The organism is Enterobacter sichuanensis, from assembly GCF_002939185.1.
Lineage (GTDB): Bacteria > Pseudomonadota > Gammaproteobacteria > Enterobacterales > Enterobacteriaceae > Enterobacter > Enterobacter sichuanensis.
This window is the reverse complement of the sequence record NZ_POVL01000071.1, coordinates 1-16873: the sequence shown is the minus strand read 5'-3', so window position 1 is coordinate 16873 and position 16873 is coordinate 1. Positions and strand designations below refer to the sequence as shown.

The 16873-nt window shown below is 61.5% G+C and carries 5 protein-coding genes; 1 reads left to right on the top strand and 4 read right to left on the bottom strand.

Going from position 1 to position 16873, the window contains the following annotated elements; all coding sequences use genetic code 11:
• Positions 1-84, top strand: an 84-nt coding sequence (locus C5687_RS21760; protein WP_146086299.1) for a DUF1493 family protein, incomplete at its 5' end; no start/stop codon positions are given.
• Positions 85-176: 92 nt separating this feature from the next.
• Here the strand turns inward: C5687_RS21760 and C5687_RS21755 are convergent.
• The 4 genes from C5687_RS21755 to C5687_RS21740 all read right to left on the bottom strand — a co-directional run bounded on the left by C5687_RS21755 (position 177) and on the right by C5687_RS21740 (position 16193).
• The gene (locus C5687_RS21755; RefSeq protein ID WP_104557915.1) at positions 177-1346 is read right to left on the bottom strand and encodes a beta-barrel domain-containing protein; all 1170 of its coding nucleotides are present in this window, start codon (positions 1344-1346) and stop codon (positions 177-179) included.
• Positions 1347-1356: 10 nt separating this feature from the next.
• Entirely contained in the window at positions 1357-3549 is a 2193-nt protein-coding gene (locus tag C5687_RS21750; protein WP_104557914.1) for a type I secretion system permease/ATPase, read from the bottom strand.
• Positions 3546-4949 (bottom strand): TolC family outer membrane protein, encoded by a 1404-nt coding sequence (locus tag C5687_RS21745; RefSeq protein ID WP_047959294.1) that lies wholly within the window; start codon positions 4947-4949, stop codon positions 3546-3548. Before C5687_RS21745 ends, C5687_RS21750 begins: the two co-directional genes overlap by 4 nt.
• Before the next feature lie 81 nt (positions 4950-5030).
• Positions 5031-16193 (bottom strand): BapA/Bap/LapF family large adhesin, encoded by an 11163-nt coding sequence (locus C5687_RS21740; RefSeq protein WP_104557913.1) that lies wholly within the window; start codon positions 16191-16193, stop codon positions 5031-5033.
• Between the last annotated feature and the right edge of the window lie 680 nt (positions 16194-16873).

The window sequence follows — 16873 nt, the reverse complement described above, 5'->3', positions numbered from 1 at the left end:
AAACCCGTAAAACAGATTTCAAAGCCGTTAACCGTCAGGATGTTTGCCGAATCCGCAAAGGCTGGCAGGTGGTTATATGATTAATAAAGTGATGAATGAAGGCCGTACCGGTTCATTAACGACCAAAATCGCCAAAGGGACGAGGGGAAGGGCGGCCAAACCCTTCCCCACAATTCTCACCGCTCCCTCAGCGCCTCTTTCGCCCGGTTAAACGGTTTAATCATGTAATCCAGCACCGTTTTCTCACCAGTCTTGATATCCACCGTCGCAATCATCCCAGGCACAATCGAGAAGCGCCTGCCCGCTTTATTCACCAGGTAATCCTGGCTGGTGCGGATAAACACCCGGTAATAGAACACCTCCGGCTTGGCTTCGTCCTGGATGGTGTCCGGGGAAATGGTCTCGACCACGCCGTGCAGCCCGCCGTAAATGGCGTAGTCGTAGGCCGTGATCTTCACCAGCGCTTCCTGGTTCGGATGGATAAACGCGATATCACGCGGCGAGAGGCGGGTTTCGATCAGCAGATGGTCGTCCACCGGCACAATCTCCATCAGCTCGCCGTTGGGCGGGATCACGCCGCCGATGGTGGTGACCTTGATGTTTTTCACGATCCCGCGCACCGGGGATTTCACCGTCAGTCGCGTGACGGAATCCTGACGACCTTTCAGAACCGCCGCGACCATATCGACTTCCGCATTGGCTTTGGAAAGCGCCTCGCGCGCCTGCACGTAATACTGCGAACGAACGTCGGTGAGCTTCAGCTCCAGATCACTTTTCTGCCGCTGCAGGCGCAGCACCTCCACGTGGCTGGCGGCACCGGTTTTCACCAGCCGCTGGGTGATGGCCAGCTCTTTATTGGCGAGATCGAGCGCGGCGCGCAGCTCCCGCTGGGTATCCTCCAGCTGCGCACGTCGCGAGTTGTAGAGCCGCGTTTCGTCGGCAATCAGATCCGGCCATTTCGCCAGCGAAGGAGGAAACTTCAGCGGCAGATCGTTCACTTCGGCATACAGGCGGGCGCTGGAAGCCAGAGACGCGCGGTAGCGTGCCGCGCTTTCGCCGACGTTCGACTCGGAACGGGTAGGATCAAGGCGCGCCAGCACCTGCCCGGCCTGCACCTGATCGCCCTCGTGGACATTCAGTTCGGTGAGGATCCCGCCGTCAAGCGACTGTAATACCTGCTCGCGCGAGCTAGGGATCACCTTCCCGGAGCCGGTGGATACCTCGTCCAGCACGCCAAACCACGCCCAGACTCCCAGCACCAGAAACATCAGTAATGAAAAGATCACGATCCGACGCGCGCCGGTGTAGCCGCTTTCGGAGTCGAGGGCGTTATCCAGATCGTCCATTGCCGCAACGTCACGCTGACTGATTTTCATTTTTCCACTCCCTTACGGCGGCTGCCTGCTGTTGTTGCATGCGACTGTTGTTCAGCGCCTGCGCTTTCGGGGCATCCATCACCAGCATGCCATCCTTGAGCACCACCACCCGCTCGACCAGCTCCAGCACCGGTACGCGATGGGTGGCGACGATCAGGGTGCGGTTGCCGAGCCAATCGCCCAACCGCTGGATAAACTCCCGCTCGGTGTGCTCGTCCAGCGACGCGGTGGGTTCATCCATCAGCACGATATTCGGGTCGCGCAGCAGCATGCGCGCCAGCAGAATCGACTGGCGCTGCCCGCCGGAGAGTCCCACGCCGTTTTCCATGATCGGGTAGTCGAGCCCCTTCGGCAGCTTCTGAACAAAGCCCGCCGCGCCGGTCAGCTCCAGCGCCTCGAAAATCTCTTCGTCGGTGGCGCGCGGCATGCCGAGGGTGATGTTTTCACGCAGGGTGCCGTAAAACAGCCGCGCGTTCTGGGTCATAAAGCCGACGTTGCGCCGCACGTCGGCGACGTCGAGATGCGGCAGGCTGAAGTTGTCGAGCCGCAGTTCGCCGGCCGCCAGATCCATTCCGCCCGCCATCGCCTGCAGCAGGGTCGATTTCCCGGCGCCGTTGCGCCCGAGGATCGCCACTTTTTCGCCCGGTTTGATCTCCAGACGGTTGATGCGCAGCGCCATGCGCGGATCCTCCGGGTGATAGCGGAACTGCGCCTGTTCAAAGAGATAGTGCCCGCGCAGCACGTCCTGACGGATCGGCGTCTCTTCGCGCTGGTTCTCGGTGGGAAGCTGCATGATACTGTCCAGCCCCTCTTTTGCCGCTTTGACCTGCTGCCAGCGGGCCAGCACGCCGCACAGCGTCGCCATGGGGGCAATCATCCGCGAGGCCAGCATTGAGGCGGCCACCACCGAACCGGTGGTCAGGGTGCCGTCGATCACCATCGGTGCGCCGACCACGATCACGGCAGCGTAAACCAGGCTCTGGATAGTCATCCCCCAGCTGATCAGGTTCTGCGTCAGCTCGCGGGTGCGCAGGCCGGATTCTGCGGTGATCTGGATATAGCTGTTCCACTGCTGCAAAAAGCGGTTTTCCGCCTGCATCAGCTTGATGTCTTCCAGCCCCTGCACGCTCTCCACCAGCACCGCGTTGCGCAGGGTCGATTCATGTGCCGACTGCTTCGCCAGCGCCGCCAGCTTCTTCTGCAGCAGCAGACCGGGCAAAACCATGATCACCGCGGCAACCGGCGCGATCCACGCCAGCTGCGGGGCGATGATCGCCAGCACAACAACAAACAGCAGGAAGAAGGGCAGATCGACAATGGTGGAGATGGTGGAGGAGGTCACCATCTCGCGGATCTGCTCCAGCTCGCGCAGCTGCGAGATAAAGCTGCCGGTGGAGCGCGGAATCGCGCTGTTGCGCAGCCGCAGGGCGTGACCGAAAACGCGGTCCGAGACGCGCAGATCCGAGCGCTTGCCCAGCAGATCCATAATGTGCCCGCGCGCCACGCGCAGCACGAAGCCAAACAGGGTGGCAATGAGTACCCCGATGGTCAGGACGTAGAGTGTCGGATAGGACTGGGCGGGGATCACCCGGTCGTATACCTGCATGGAAAAGACAATCCCCGAAAGCGACAGCACGTTGATAAACAGCGCGGCGAGCATCACCCAGCTGTAGGGACGCAGGTCGCGCATTACCAGCCGGTAGAGCCAGTCCGGACGGTATTTCGAGATATAGGCGTCCACCCGGCTGTCCTTCAGCGCTGCCAGTGGACGCAGGGCGATAACGTGACGGATGGCGGGCAACATCCCCGTCATCGACAGCCTGTTGGTGTAGGTCTGGTCGTCGAAAAAGCTGACCTCCAGCGTATCGTCGCCGTCGAAGTGTTCGATCACCCCGATCCTGCCGTCGTTCAGCGCCACGACTACCGGCAGACGCCAGCTGTTGAGCGACGCCTTATCGGCTGTGAGCAGCTGAAACGACAGCCCCGCCTCACGGGCAAGCTGAGTCAGAGCGGGTACCATCGGTTTGCCTTTCAGCCACGGCGCGCCTGCCAGCAGGGCGCCTGGGGAGCAGGCGACGCGGTAGCGCGTGGCGACAAAGCCAAAAGCCTGCGCCCACTGGACCAGGGCCTCATCCGTCATGTTTTCACCTTGCGGAATCTCACGCTGCTTCATGGCTGGATCTCCACGGTCTGGATGGTGCGGTTATCAAGGTCAAACGCATGACGCAGCTGCCCGGTGTTGTAGAGGCAGTTGAGCTGCAGCTGGTGCAGCTGGCCGAGGGTCTGCTGCTGGGTGAAACGTGCCTGATAGACCTCCTGCTCGGCGTTGAGCACGTCGAGCAGCGGGCGTGAGCCCAGATCAAGATACTGCTGCTGGTACAGCTCGCGGGTGCGGGCGCTGAGCGCCTCCTGGCGGCCCTGAATCTGCAGGGTACTGAGCAGGCTCATCACCTGGCTGCGCGCCTCCAGCAGCTTCTGGCGTACCTCAAGCCGGGTGCGCTGAATGGTGGACTGCGCCGCTTCCACCGCGTGTCCGGCGGCGTTACGCCGGGCGGTGAGGCCGCCGCCCTGATAGAGTGGCATCTGCACTTTCACCCACGCGGAGTACTGGGTGCGATCCCGCGTTTCGTTTCCCGCGTAGCGGTCGTTGAGGTAATGGCGCACCTCCGGCTCCAGCGAGACGGTGGGCGTCATCTGCGCGTCAGCATAGTCAAGGTTGGCCTGGGCGACGTTCGCCTGCGCCCATGCCGCTAACACTGCTGGAACCAGACGATCGTCCGGCTCGGCGACGTCGCAGCTGCGGGCCAGCTTTTGCGGAAAATCGTTTCCTACCTCGTTCAGTGAATTCCAGCCGAGAAAACTCATCAGCGTGGCGCGGGCGCTGTCCAGACTGGCCTGGTACTGCATCAGCTGGGCGCGGGCCCCTTCGATACGGGCATCGGTCTGTACCACGTCAGAAAGCGAAGTCGCCCCTTCGTCGTTACGCTGGCGGGTCAGCTTGCCAATCGAGGAGAGGGCGTCGAGCTGCTCTTTGGCGGTGTCGACCATCTGTTGCCAGGTTTGCACCTGCACCATGGCGATGGCGGTATCATGGGCGATGGTGTCGATGCTCACCAGCACATTCGCCTGCTGCTGGGCCACTCCGGCGCTTTCGGCACGCACCTGGCTTGCCACTTTGCCGAAGTCATACAGCATCTGGGAGAGAGAAAGAACCAGCGACGGGGTAAAGCCGTTATCGTCGCCGTCATGGCTGTAGCCGTTGTCCATACCGGCATTAATCTGTGGATAGTATTTTGATTTCGCGACATCCACCTCTTCGCTCTGCTGGTAGAGTTTTCCCACCGCTTCGCTAATCGCCGGGTGCCAGGTCACGGCGCGGTTAACGGCGTCGCTCAGCTGCAGCGTGCCGGGGGCGGCATTGCCCGCGACAGGCGCCACGCGGCCATTCAGTGAGGGGAGTTCCTGCGTTTCGCGAAGTTGTCCGGTATTGATCGTTGCCGCCGGGTTCGCGCAGAGAGCGGGTACAGAGATCAGGCAGCACGAAAGCCACCAGTAAGGCATCTTCATTCCCATGTCATGTCCCTAATAAAATATATACAGCTTTATTGTTTATGCCCGGGCGCTGTGCGCCCGGGTCAGGTACTACAGGTGCTATCAGGTAACGATGTGGTGCTGGTTGACTAACTCGTCGTAGGTGGTCTGAACGCCATCAAGCGTAACGAGTGCACTATTAGCGTAGGTGGTTCCTGTCCCATCACGGTCGATTGAGATCACGGTATTGCCATTACTATTAGTAACATGGAGATAATTACCGAGCGTTGAGGCACTACCGTTCCAGCCCACCAGCAGATCGCCGATGTCGATTTTGTCCCCCTGAGCCAGCGAGAAGTTGGTCCAGTGATCGCCAGTGCTGTTCCCCGCCGTGGCGTTGCCTGCGGTGCTGTTCAGCACCTGGTAAATCAGCGTATCGCCGTAGGCCGTACCGGTTATGACGTCGTTATGTTCAGAGCTGATGAACTGCGGCGCCATATTGATGGTCAGCGTGGCGCTGTCCGTTTTCCCGTTGGCATCGGTCAGGGTGTAGTTGAAGGTCTCCTTCGAGGTGATGGATGAGAGCGACACCCCGGTATTGAGGGTGTAGGTGTAGTGGCCGTCCGCGCCAATCGCCAGCGTGCCGTAATGGCCCACCACGTTCACCGTGGTGCTGCCGGTATACGGATCCAGCGTGGTGGTCACGCCGTTGTACCCGGTAATGCTTACGCGGGTGTCCACCGAGTGCAGCTGATCCATCGCCCCGGCGGAATCCGTGCCGTCGAAGATGTTGCCGTCAACCGTGTGGCCACTGGTCGCGTCGAACTGGCTGAGCGAGTAGGTGGTGCCGTTGACGCTCGGGGTAATGGTGATGGTGCCCACGCTCAGCCCCGGTACGCTGCCGGTATAGCTCAGCGTATAGGTCCCGGCGCTCAGGTCCAGCCCGGTCAGCGGAACGTCGATACTGCCGCCGAGCAGCGAACCGCCGCTGAAGGAGCCGTTACGGATCACCCCGTTGGCGTCGCTGATCGCCCAGTTCACCGTCAGACCGCCCAGCGCCAGCAGCGAGGAGACGCTAAAGTGCAGCGACGCGTTATGCAGCGCGGTGTTTGGATCCACCACAAAGGTGCCGCTTCCGCTGCCCTGGGTGGACGAGAACAGCGCCGTCGTCCACTGGGCGCTGCCCACGGTGGTATCGGAGTAGGTCGACGTGTGGTGTACCGAGGTCACGTCCATCGCGGCGCTGACGTCGTTAACCGCATCCATCGCCCGCGCGGTTGGGGTGATGTTAAGCGTCGCCGTATCCTTCGACCCGTCTGGCGCGGTGATGGTGTAGACAAACGTATCCGGGGTGCTGATATGGTCCGCGCCCATGCCGCTCTTCAGGGTATAGGTGTACTGGCCGGACGAATCGATGGTCAGCGTGCCGTATTCCCCCTGAATGGTGGTGGTGCCACTGCTGTTGACCGCCACGCCGTTCACTTCCGAGACCACCGTCCCTGCCGGAACCGGGTCATTGGTCAGCACGTCGCCCGTGGTTGTCTCGCTGATACTCGCCACGCTGTAGACATGATCCTGCAGAACGCTCAGCGTATAGCCCGTCAGCGCGGTGATCCCCGCCGCGGTATTGAGCAGGAACAGATACTCCCCGGCAGGCAGGTTCAGCGTCAGCTGAGGTGACGTGCCGCCCAGCAGCGGGGCGCGCAGCCAGCCCGATTCAACGCGAACCTGCTCGAAGGTCTGGGTGGCGTTGTTGAACTTATAGACGTACAGATCGAATACCGACGCCAGCGCCACGCCGCCGACGGAGGCCTGGATGGTCATGGTGCGGGTGGTGCCTTCCTCCACGTTGTAGATGATCGGGTTGGTCATGTCGTCCAGCAGGTTCAGCCCGAGCGTGTTGCCGAGATTGATCCCCACCAGAGTAAAGCCGCTTTGCGACGAGGTACCGTTGTCGATGGCGTGTACGCTGGTGTCGAAGGTCAGGGAAGCCGTATCATCAACGGCGACAATGCCGTTCGTTACGCTGCCCGCGCCGAGCGACAGCACGAGGTTTGCCGACGCGCTGATGCCGTTATGGGTAATGGTGTAGGTGAAGCTCTCCGTGCGGCCTATCACCGCGGCGCTGGTGTCGGTGAGGTTGTAGGTGTAGCTGCCGTCGCGGTTAATGGTCAGCGTACCGTACTGCCCCTGTACGACCGTGCCGTCAGCGTTCACGCTGGTGGTGACCCCCAGCGCGTTGGTGACGGCGGAGACCGTCGTGCCTGCCGGGGCGTTGTCGCTCCCCGCGGTGGGGTCGGTATCGAGGATCACGTTGCCGTTCAGGCTGGTGTCGCCGGTGACGGTGCCCGCGCTGGTCTCTTTCACCGCCACGTCGAGGCTGGTGTACGAGCCGGTGGCCAGCAGGTTGGTGTTATAGCTCAGCACGCGATAGTCACCGTTAGCCAGCCCGGTGAGGTTCAGCGATACGCCGGTGGCCCCCAGTGTCAGCAGGTCGGCGAACTGCGGCTGGCCGGTATCGACCACCGTGGTCCAGGTGCCGTTAACGCTGTCGAAACGCTGCACCACCAGCTCAAGGGTGTTGAGCAGAGAGAGCACGGCGCCGGTGGCGTTGGCATTCACCACGATGTCGGCACTGCCGCCGCTGCCTACCGTGAAGTCCACCTGAGCGGTGTCATTCCCCAGCAGCGTCAGGACATTGCCCACCGCACCCACCAGCAGGAAGCCGTAATCGCTGTACTGGCTGTTGGTGACGGTGGCGGTGGTGCTGAGATCCAGCTCTTCGACGTTATTGCTGGCGGAGAGCGGCACCACCGGCGCGAGGGCTGAACCCGGCTGCGAGGTATTCCCCGCGGCATCGGTGGCGGTGATCTGCAGCGTCTGACCTTCCGTCTGTTTGTTGAGGAAGGTGTAGCTGTAGGTCCCGTTGCTTCCCGCGGTGGTGGTCACTGTGGTGCCGTCAGCAAGACGGATGGAGACGGTGCTGCCGGCCTCCGCGTTGCCGGTCAACACGCTGCCGTCGGCGTTGAAGGTGCCCGTCGGCGCCGTTGGGGCGGTGAGATCAACGATCACGGTGGTCGCGCCGGAGACCGGGCTGGTACCGGCGCTGTTACTCGCGGTGGCGGTAAAGGCGTGAGCGCCTTCACCTAACGCCGGAGTGGTGAAGCTCCAGTTGCCCGAACCGTCGGCCACCACGGTGCCCATTGACACGCCGTTGTTATACAGCGTGACGGTGGAGCCCGCCAGGGCCGTCCCGCTCAGGGTTGGCGTGGTGTCATCAGTGGTTTTGCCGTTGGTCAGATTGCCGGTCACGGTGCCCACGTTATCGTTGATGCTGGCGATAACCGGCGCGTTCGGGATCGGCGTAACAGGCGCGGTGACCGAGGCGCTGAGGCTGGCGTTACCGGCCTTGTCGGTGGCGTAGACCAGCAGGGATTCACCGTCGGTCTGTGCCGGGGAGATGGTCGCGTTAAAGTTGCCGCTGCCGTCCGCCGTTGCGGTACCGAGCACCGTGCCGGTGCTGCTGGTGATGGTGACGGTACTGCCCGCTTCGGCGGTACCGGTCACGTGCGTCCCGTTGGTGATGACCGCAAGGCTGCCCGGTGCGCCAGGCGCGGTCAGATCCACCGTTATGGTGGTAGGAGCCGATGCCACGCTGGTGTTGCCCGCCGCATCCGTGGCGGTGGCGGTAAAGGTATGCGAGCCTTCCGCCAGTGTGGTGGTGGTTTGAGGCAGCGTCCAGTTGCCGTTGGCATCGGCGGTGACCGTGCCAACCAGGGTAGCACCGTCGTAGATGCGCACGGTGGCATTGGCTTCCGCGGTACCGTTCAGCGTTGGACGCGCGTCGTTGGTTGGGTTGCCGCCGGTTATCGGCCCGGTGATGCTGCCCACATCATCCACGACCGAGCTGATGACCGGCGCCGCTGGCGCGGTGGCATCGACGTTGATCACATACCCGGTGGTGGGGGTGCTGGCGTTGCCGGCCGCATCCGTGGCGGTGAAGGTCAGGCTGTGCTGGCCGTTCGCGAGCGGTGTGGTTGGCGTAAAGCTCCACGCCCCGCCGGTGGCGGTCACGCTGCCAATCTGCACGCCGTTATCGAAGATTTTCACCGTCGCGCCCGCTTCCGCCGTACCGGTCAGGGTCGGCTGCGCGTCGTTGGTTAATCCGCCGTTGGCGATCGGCGTGGCGGCATTACCGACGTCATCCACAATGCTGCTCAGCGAAGGCTGCGCAGGCGGTGTGGTGTCGATAGTCAGGCTGAAGGTTGCTGACGGAACGCTGGTGTTGCCTGCCGCATCCGTCGCGCGGGCCGTGAAGCTGTGCGCGCCCGTCGCCAGGGTGGTGTTAAGCAGAATACTCCAGCTTCCGCTGGCATCCGCGGTGCCGGTTCCCACAAGTGTTGCACCTTCATAGATATTGACGGTGGCAAACGGCTCGCTGGTTCCGACAAGGCGCGGCACGGTGTCGTCGGTGGTCTGCCCGGAGCTGAGTGCGCCGGTGATACTGCCCACATCGTCAATCGCCTGGCTGATAACCGGCGCGTTTGGCGGGGTAGTATCCACCACCAGCGTAAAGCCAGAGGAGGCCGGGCTGACGTTGCCCGCCGCATCGGTGGCCGTGGCAGTCCAGGTGTGGCTGCCATTCGCCAGCGGTGTGGACGGCGTAAAGCTCCATGCGCCGCTGCCGTTCGCCGTGGCGGTGCCGACCGGCTGACCATTCTCGTAAATCGTAATGGTGGCATTGGCCGCCGCCGTGCCCGTCAGCGTTGGCGTGGTGTCATCGGTGCTCTGGCCGGAGGTGAGCGGGGCCTGCACGCTGCCGGCATTGTCCGCCGCGGTGGAGATCACCGGTGCTGACGGCGCGACCGTGTCCACCGTCAGGTTAAACGGTGCCGTGGTGGCACCCGTGTTGCCTGCGGCGTCGGTGGCGTTGAAGGTGATGGCGTGCGACCCTTCGGCGAGCGCGGTGCCCGGGGTAAAGGTCCAGTTCCCCTGAGCGTTGACCACCGCGGTGCCAATTTCGCTACCGTCCACAATGATATGCACCGTGGAACCGACTTCGCCCGTGCCGTTGAAGGTTGGACGCGCATCGTTGGTGCTGTTACCCGACGTGAGCGTACCGGTCACCGGGCCGACATCGTCAATCACGCTGGTGATCCCCGGTGCGGAAGGGCCCGTGGTATCGACCGTGAAGACGAAGACCGGCGAGTTGGCGGAGACGTTCCCGGCGGCATCGCTGGCGTTGATACGGATGTTATAGCTGCCATCCCCCAGCGCCGGGTCAGGGGTAAAGCTCCAGTTGCCGTTACTGTCTACCGGGGCGGTGCCAATTTCCACGCCGTTGTTCAGAATGTGGATGGTGCTGCCCGCGGTACCTCTCCCGGTGAGGGTTGGCGTAGCGTCATTGGTGACCTGGCCGGTCGTGAGATTCCCGACAATTCCGCCCGCCGCGTTGTCGCTGACGGTATCAAGCACAGGAACCCCGGGAGCCGTCAGGTCGACCACCACGCCCCAGGTATTGGAGACCTGGCTGACGTTACCCTGCGGATCGGTGGCGATAGCGGTAAAGCTGTGCAGCCCTTCACCGAGGGCGGTTTCAGGGGTAAACGACCATGCGCCGGTGCCATCCGCGGTGACCACGGCAATCTGCGTGCCGCCATCGAAGATCGTCACGACGCTGTTCGCATCTGCCGTACCGGTAATCGTTGGCGTCGCGTCGTTAGTCGGATCGCCGCTGACCACGGTGGTGGGGGCGTTGCCGACATTATCGGTGACGTTGGTGATCACCGGTGTGGTGGAGAGCGTATCAACCACGATGGTAAAGCCCGTCGAATCTCCGCTCTGGTTTCCGGCCGGATCGGTCTCGCGGATGGTCAGGACGTTATTACCCTCCGCCAGCACAGGCGTCGTGTAACTCCAGGTGCCCGTGCTGCCAACCTGCGTGGTCCCCAGCAGCACGCCGTTGCTGTAGACGGAGATGGTATCGCCCACCGCGCCGGTGCCGGTAAGGGTCGGCTGGTTGTCGTTGGTGGCCTGGCCGTTGGTCAATGGGCCGGTGCCCGGCGCGACATCATCAATCACCGCGCCTATGGTTGGGGTGTCTGGGGCGGTGAGGTCGATGGTCACTGTGGCGGCCGGGGAACGGCCACTGGTGATTAAATTGGCCGTGGTAGTCGCTTCAAAGAAGTGATCGCCAGCGCTCAGCGGTACGAGCAGCTGATAGCTCCATGTGCCGCCTGACCCCACCAAAATTGTGCTCAGCGGGATCAAACTGCCGTCCAGGTAGAGCGTGACGAGACTGCCGGCAGGGGCCGTTCCGCTGATGACCGGGGCGGTATCGTCCGAGGTTTTACCCAGCACGTTGCCCGTTACGTCCCCGATATTGTCAGTGATGTCGGTGATGATCGGTACATCCGGCAGGCCCGGCAACGTACCGGTGACGGTATAGCTCGCGCCGGGGCTGCCGTTGCCTGCCTCATCGGTGGCAATCACGGTCAGCGTTTTACCATCCTGTTGGGCCGGGCTGAGTGCGATGGAGAAGCTGCCGTCAGCGGCGGCGACACCGGTACCAATCACCACATTGCCGTCTTTTACGGTGATGGTGGCGCCTTCTTCCGCCGTACCTGTCAGTGGCGTGCCCTGCGCGGCCACGTTGATATTGACCGGGTCTGCCGGCGCGACGGTATCCACCGTTACGCTAAGCGGAGCTGAACTGCCGGAGGCGTTACCTGCCGGGTCAACCGCAGAGACGGTAAAGGTGTGGGGGATATCCGACAGCGTACTGCCCGCGGTCCAGCTCCAGCTGCCATCCGGCTGTACCGTCACCTGCACAGGTGATGGCGTGCCATCTACGGAGACAATTACCGTGCTGCCCGGCTCGCCTGTACCGGTGAGGGTTGGCGTACCATCGCGGGTGTAAAGCGTGTCGTTTGCGAACTGGCTGTCTGAGATCGCGTTAATCTGCGGTATTTCAGGCGCAACGGTATCCAGCGTGACGGTAAAGACCGGGCTGGTGGCGCTGACGTTACCCGCCGCGTCAACGCCCGCCACGGTGATGTTCAGCGGACCGTCGGTCTGGGCCGGCAGGGTGAAGGACCATTCGCCATTGGTTACGTCAACACGTCCCACCTCGACGCCGTTGTTATAGACGATCACCTTCTCGCCGTTGACGCCGGTTCCGCCGACGGTAGGCGTGGCGTCCGTGATCGTACTGCCATTTGCTCCGCCGCCGACGGCGCCAATGACCGGAACGTCCGGTGCCACGGTATCAACGGTAATCGTAATGCCGGGTGAGGTGGCCGAAACGTTGCCCGCCTCATCTGTCGCCGTGGCGGTAAACTGATGGCTTCCCTCGTCAATATCGCTCTCAGGACGCCAGCTCCAGTTGCCATTGCTGTCTACGGTGACGCGACCCACTTCGGTGGCAGGCTGATTATTAATGCTGTCATAAATAATAATCACGTCGTTTGCCGTACCGGTGCCGCTGAGTACCGGACGCGGATCGTTCGTGGTTTCGCCATCGGCAACCGGGCCGGTTATCTGGCTCACGCTGTCGGTCACGGTAGGGGCATCAGGCGTGGCCGGTGCGTCGGTATCAATGGTGATGGTCACCGGCTGGGACGGGGCGCTTTCATTGCCCGCGCCATCCTTGTTGGTGACGGTGAGGGTGATGTCATAGGTGCCGTTATCCAGCGGGGTCGTTGGCGTCCAGCTCCAGTTGCCGTCGCTGCCTACCGGGACCTCATCAACTTTGACGCCGCCGATATAGATAGCGACGGTATCACCCGCCTCTCCGGTGCCGCTCAGCGTTGGGGTGGTATCGCGGGTCACTTCTCCCGGGTTCAGCGGCGTTGGCGTTGTGTCATCCGGATTAACGGTGACGGCCGGGGTGTCCGGCGTGGCAGGGGCGACGGTGTCTACCACCAGCTCGAACGGATCGGAGACGGTGGTGTTTCCGGCGTCATCCGTGGCATGGACGGTGATCGAATGCGGGCCATCGGTGAGCGGAGTCGTTGGTGTAAAGCTCCAGCCGCCGTTGCCGTCGAGGTCAGCGGTACCGAGCAGGGTATCGCCGTCGTAGATGGTGATGATGGTACCCGCTGGCGCGCTGCCCTGCAGCTGCGGTAGGGTGTCATCCGTGGTATCGCCACTGCTGAGCGGGCCCTGCACGTCGCCCACGCTATCGGTCACGGTGGCGATGGTCGCGGCAGGCGGCGGCGTGATATCGACGGTAAAGGTAAAGCCGCCGGAAGGTGAACTGCTGTTACCTGCCGCATCGGTCGCGACGACGGTTAAGGTATGTGAGCCATTGTTAATCGGGGTGGCGGGGGTAAAGCTCCATGCGCCGTTGCTGTCGGCGACCGCCGTGCCAATGCTGTTACCGTCCAGACGAATGGTGACCGTCGCGCCTGGTTCGGCGGTGCCGTTGAGCGTCGGGGTCGGGTCGTTGGTGGTTTCACCCACGTCAAGCGCACCGGTGCGGCCTTCAACATTGTCCACCACCTGCGTGATGACCGGCGTGCCAGGGGCGACGCTGTCGACCGTAATACTCCAGGTGTTAGAGGTTCCACTGACGTTGCCTGCCGCGTCGATGGCTTTCGCACTCAGCACATGGCCGCCTTCATGCAGATGCACGCTTGGGGTAAAGCTCCACTGACCGGAATCCGGAATGATAAATGTGCCGATTTGATCGCTGCCGCTGTAGATATAGATCCGCGTGCCCGCCTCGCCGGTGCCGCTGATGGTTGGCGTTGCATCGTTGGTCAGCCCGCCCTGAGCGATGGTGCCCGTGGTGCCCGGGACGTCATCGACAACTGAGACAATCACCGGGGTTTGCGCCGGGGTAATGTCCGGCGCGAGAGCTGGCGTGGTTGGCCCGGTATTACCGGCAGGGTCGGTTGCATCTGCGGTCAGGGCTTCACCGTTGGCTTTTGGCGGATTCAGCGTCACGCTAAAGTTGCCCTGGTCGTCAGTAACGGCCTGGCCGACAATGACATCCCCCTGGCGAATGGTTACGGTGCTACCCGCTTCTGCGGTCCCGGTAACGGTGGTGCCATCGCCGGAAACCACCACGTTGTCCGGTGCCAGAGGAGCGGTGTTATCGGGTGCTGTGGCCGTGTTCGGCAGGCTGGCATTGCCGGCGCCGTCGGTCGCGATGACGGTCAGCACCTCACCGTTGGTCTGGGCCGGGCTGATTGGCGTGCTGAAGGTGCCATCATCATTGGCTGTGGTTGTGCCGATAACCGCGCCGTCCGGCCCTTTAATGGTGACGGTGCTGCCAGCTTCCGCCGTGCCGCTGACGCTTTGTCCGTCCTCCGAGACCTGCAGGTTGCCAGGTGCCTGAGGCGGGGTGGTGTCTGTGGCGGTGACGGTGGCGGCCGGGCTCTGGTTACCTGCGGCGTCGGAGGCCACGACAGAGATCTCCTGGCCGTTGGTTTGCGCGGGCGTCAGCGTGGCAACGAAATTACCGTTACCGTCTGTCGTCGTGCGGCCGATCTCAACGCCGTCGCTGTTGGTGATCACAATGGTGCTGTTAGGCTCGGCGGTGCCGGTGATCTGCGTGCCCTCAGGGTTAAGGGCAATGACAGGCATGGCTGGCGGAGTGGTATCCACAATGAAGGTGATCGGCTGCGACATCGCGCTGGTGTTACCGGCCGCGTCGGTGACCTGTACGGTGATCGAGTGGGCTCCCTCTGCAAGCGGACTGTCTGGCTTGATGCTCCAGGTGCCGTCAGGCTGGACCTTAATTGTGCCCACCAGTACGCCATTATCGTAGAGGGAGATGGTCCCGCCGGGCTCGCCTCGCCCTGCCAGAATCGGTTGAGAGGCATCGGTAAACAGGCCCGAGGTTATCGCCCCTTTAATGAGACCCGTATCATCGTTCAGCACAATCGCAGTCGGGGTGCCTGGCGCGGTGAGATCGACAGTAATGGTGTAGACCGGGGACGCCGGACCGGTGTTACCGGCGGCGTCCGTTGCCCGGGCGGTAAGCTGATGCGTGCTTTCGCTGAGATCCACCGGCGGAGTGAAGGTCCAGACGCCGTTGCTGCCGGTTACCGCCGTGCCAATGGCGACAGAGCCATCATAAATGGTCACCGTGGAGCCCGCCTCTGCGGTGCCGCTGAGTTGTGGTCGCCGATCGTTGGTGCTGCCGCCGTTACTGATTGATCCGGTCACCGGATCGACATCGTCCGTTGCGCTGGTGATAACAGGCGCGCCTGGCGCGACCGTATCCACGATAAAGTTCACGGCACCGGATACCGGGCTGGTATTACCTGCCGCGTCGGTGGCGGTGGTGGTGATGGTGTGGCTGCCGTTGGCGAGATCGCTGGTGGGGGTAAAGCTCCAGCTCCCTTTGGCATCTACTTTGGTGGTGCCAATCTGCTTGCCGTTATCGTAAAGGGTGATGGTGCTGCCGGGCTCGCCGATGCCGCTGAAGGCCGGGCGGGCATCATCAGTACGCTGGCCGTTTTCCAGCGGGCCAGCCGTGGCGCCCGCATCGTCGTTCACGATCAGGATATCCGGGGCATCCGGCGCGGTGGTGTCCGGGGCGGTCACCGTCGTGCCCGGGCTGGTATTTCCCGACGGATCCGTTGCGGTGGCGGTGATCTGTTCGCCGTTGGTCAGCGGTGTTCCCAGGTCGACGGTGAATTTACCATCGCTGCCAGTTTTGCCGGTGCCGATCACGTTGCCGTTGGCGTCTTTCAGCGTGATGGTGCTGCCAGGTTCGGCGCTACCGGTGACGGTTTTACCGTCTGCAGAGAACTGAAGGCCGGTTGGGGCATTCGGCGGCGTGGTATCCGGATCGGAAGGGTTTGTCGGCGTGCCGGGGTTCGAGTTGTTGTCATCGTCACCTCCACCACCACCGCCTCCGGTGCTTGCCGCCGCCGCGATGCCGCCCGCGGCGACAATGCCACCCAGTACCCACGGCCAGATGGCGGCACCACCGGCATCACTGCCTGACGCCGCAAGCAGGACGTCTGTAGAGGCAATGGATTCATAGGTGGCCGCACCGGCGGGATCCTGGACCCACCACAGCACCCCTTCACTGTCCTGCAGAACCAGCTGGCTCGCCCCCTGCGCATCGGTGACGTAGAAATTTTTAAGGGTAATCACCTCGCCGGAGTGGAGCGTGATCACCAGATCGTTACCGCTGCGGGCGAAATCGGCGACATTAGCTCGCTCAACCTTAAGCTCAACGATAGAGGAATGGTTCAGGGTTACCTGAGTGCCTTCCGTGGTGGTTTCCACACCGGTAAGTTTCGATATAACAGAGATTTGGCTCATTTATTTTTGACTCCAGCAGCGTTGTCGTGAACGGCGAGCGAGATGAGCCATCTGTGTGAAGGGTAAAGCGCGCTCCCGGCGGAGTGGCTGTTATAAAGCAGCACTCACCGTTATTTTTAGGGCGCACGATGCCCGCCAGGATTCAGAGTGGCAACATCAGAGCGAATCTAATGACATATGAAAGCGATCAGTTTTAATTCGTGTTTTGCGTCGTATAAAACCCTGTAATTAATAGAGGAATTGGTTTTTGAGGATATAAAAATGATATAGCCAGAAAACTCTGAATCTGCAACTTAAGCGTTGGGAAATAACGAGGTAAAAATCAAAGCTGTATTAATGCATTCATGGTGTTTATAAAATAACCTATCTATCTTATTGTTTTTAAAAAATCTTTGTTTGAGTATCAGACGCTGTTAAATCCTTTTTTGATGTAGTGTGATAATTGGTAGGGAGGGGGGGTAAAAATAATTAAAAACGGTACTATTTAATCATGCTTAATGTGCATTTAAGTTAGGGTAACATTTTTGATATAAGATATATTATGTTACTTGAAAAATGAAATATATTTTCATGCCCGCTTGAATTTCTGCTATCACGCGAAACGAATAACATTAAGAAGACAAAAATGAATATAACCTGATTCATTTTCACAGCGGCGATAATGTCAGCCTGATGTTAAG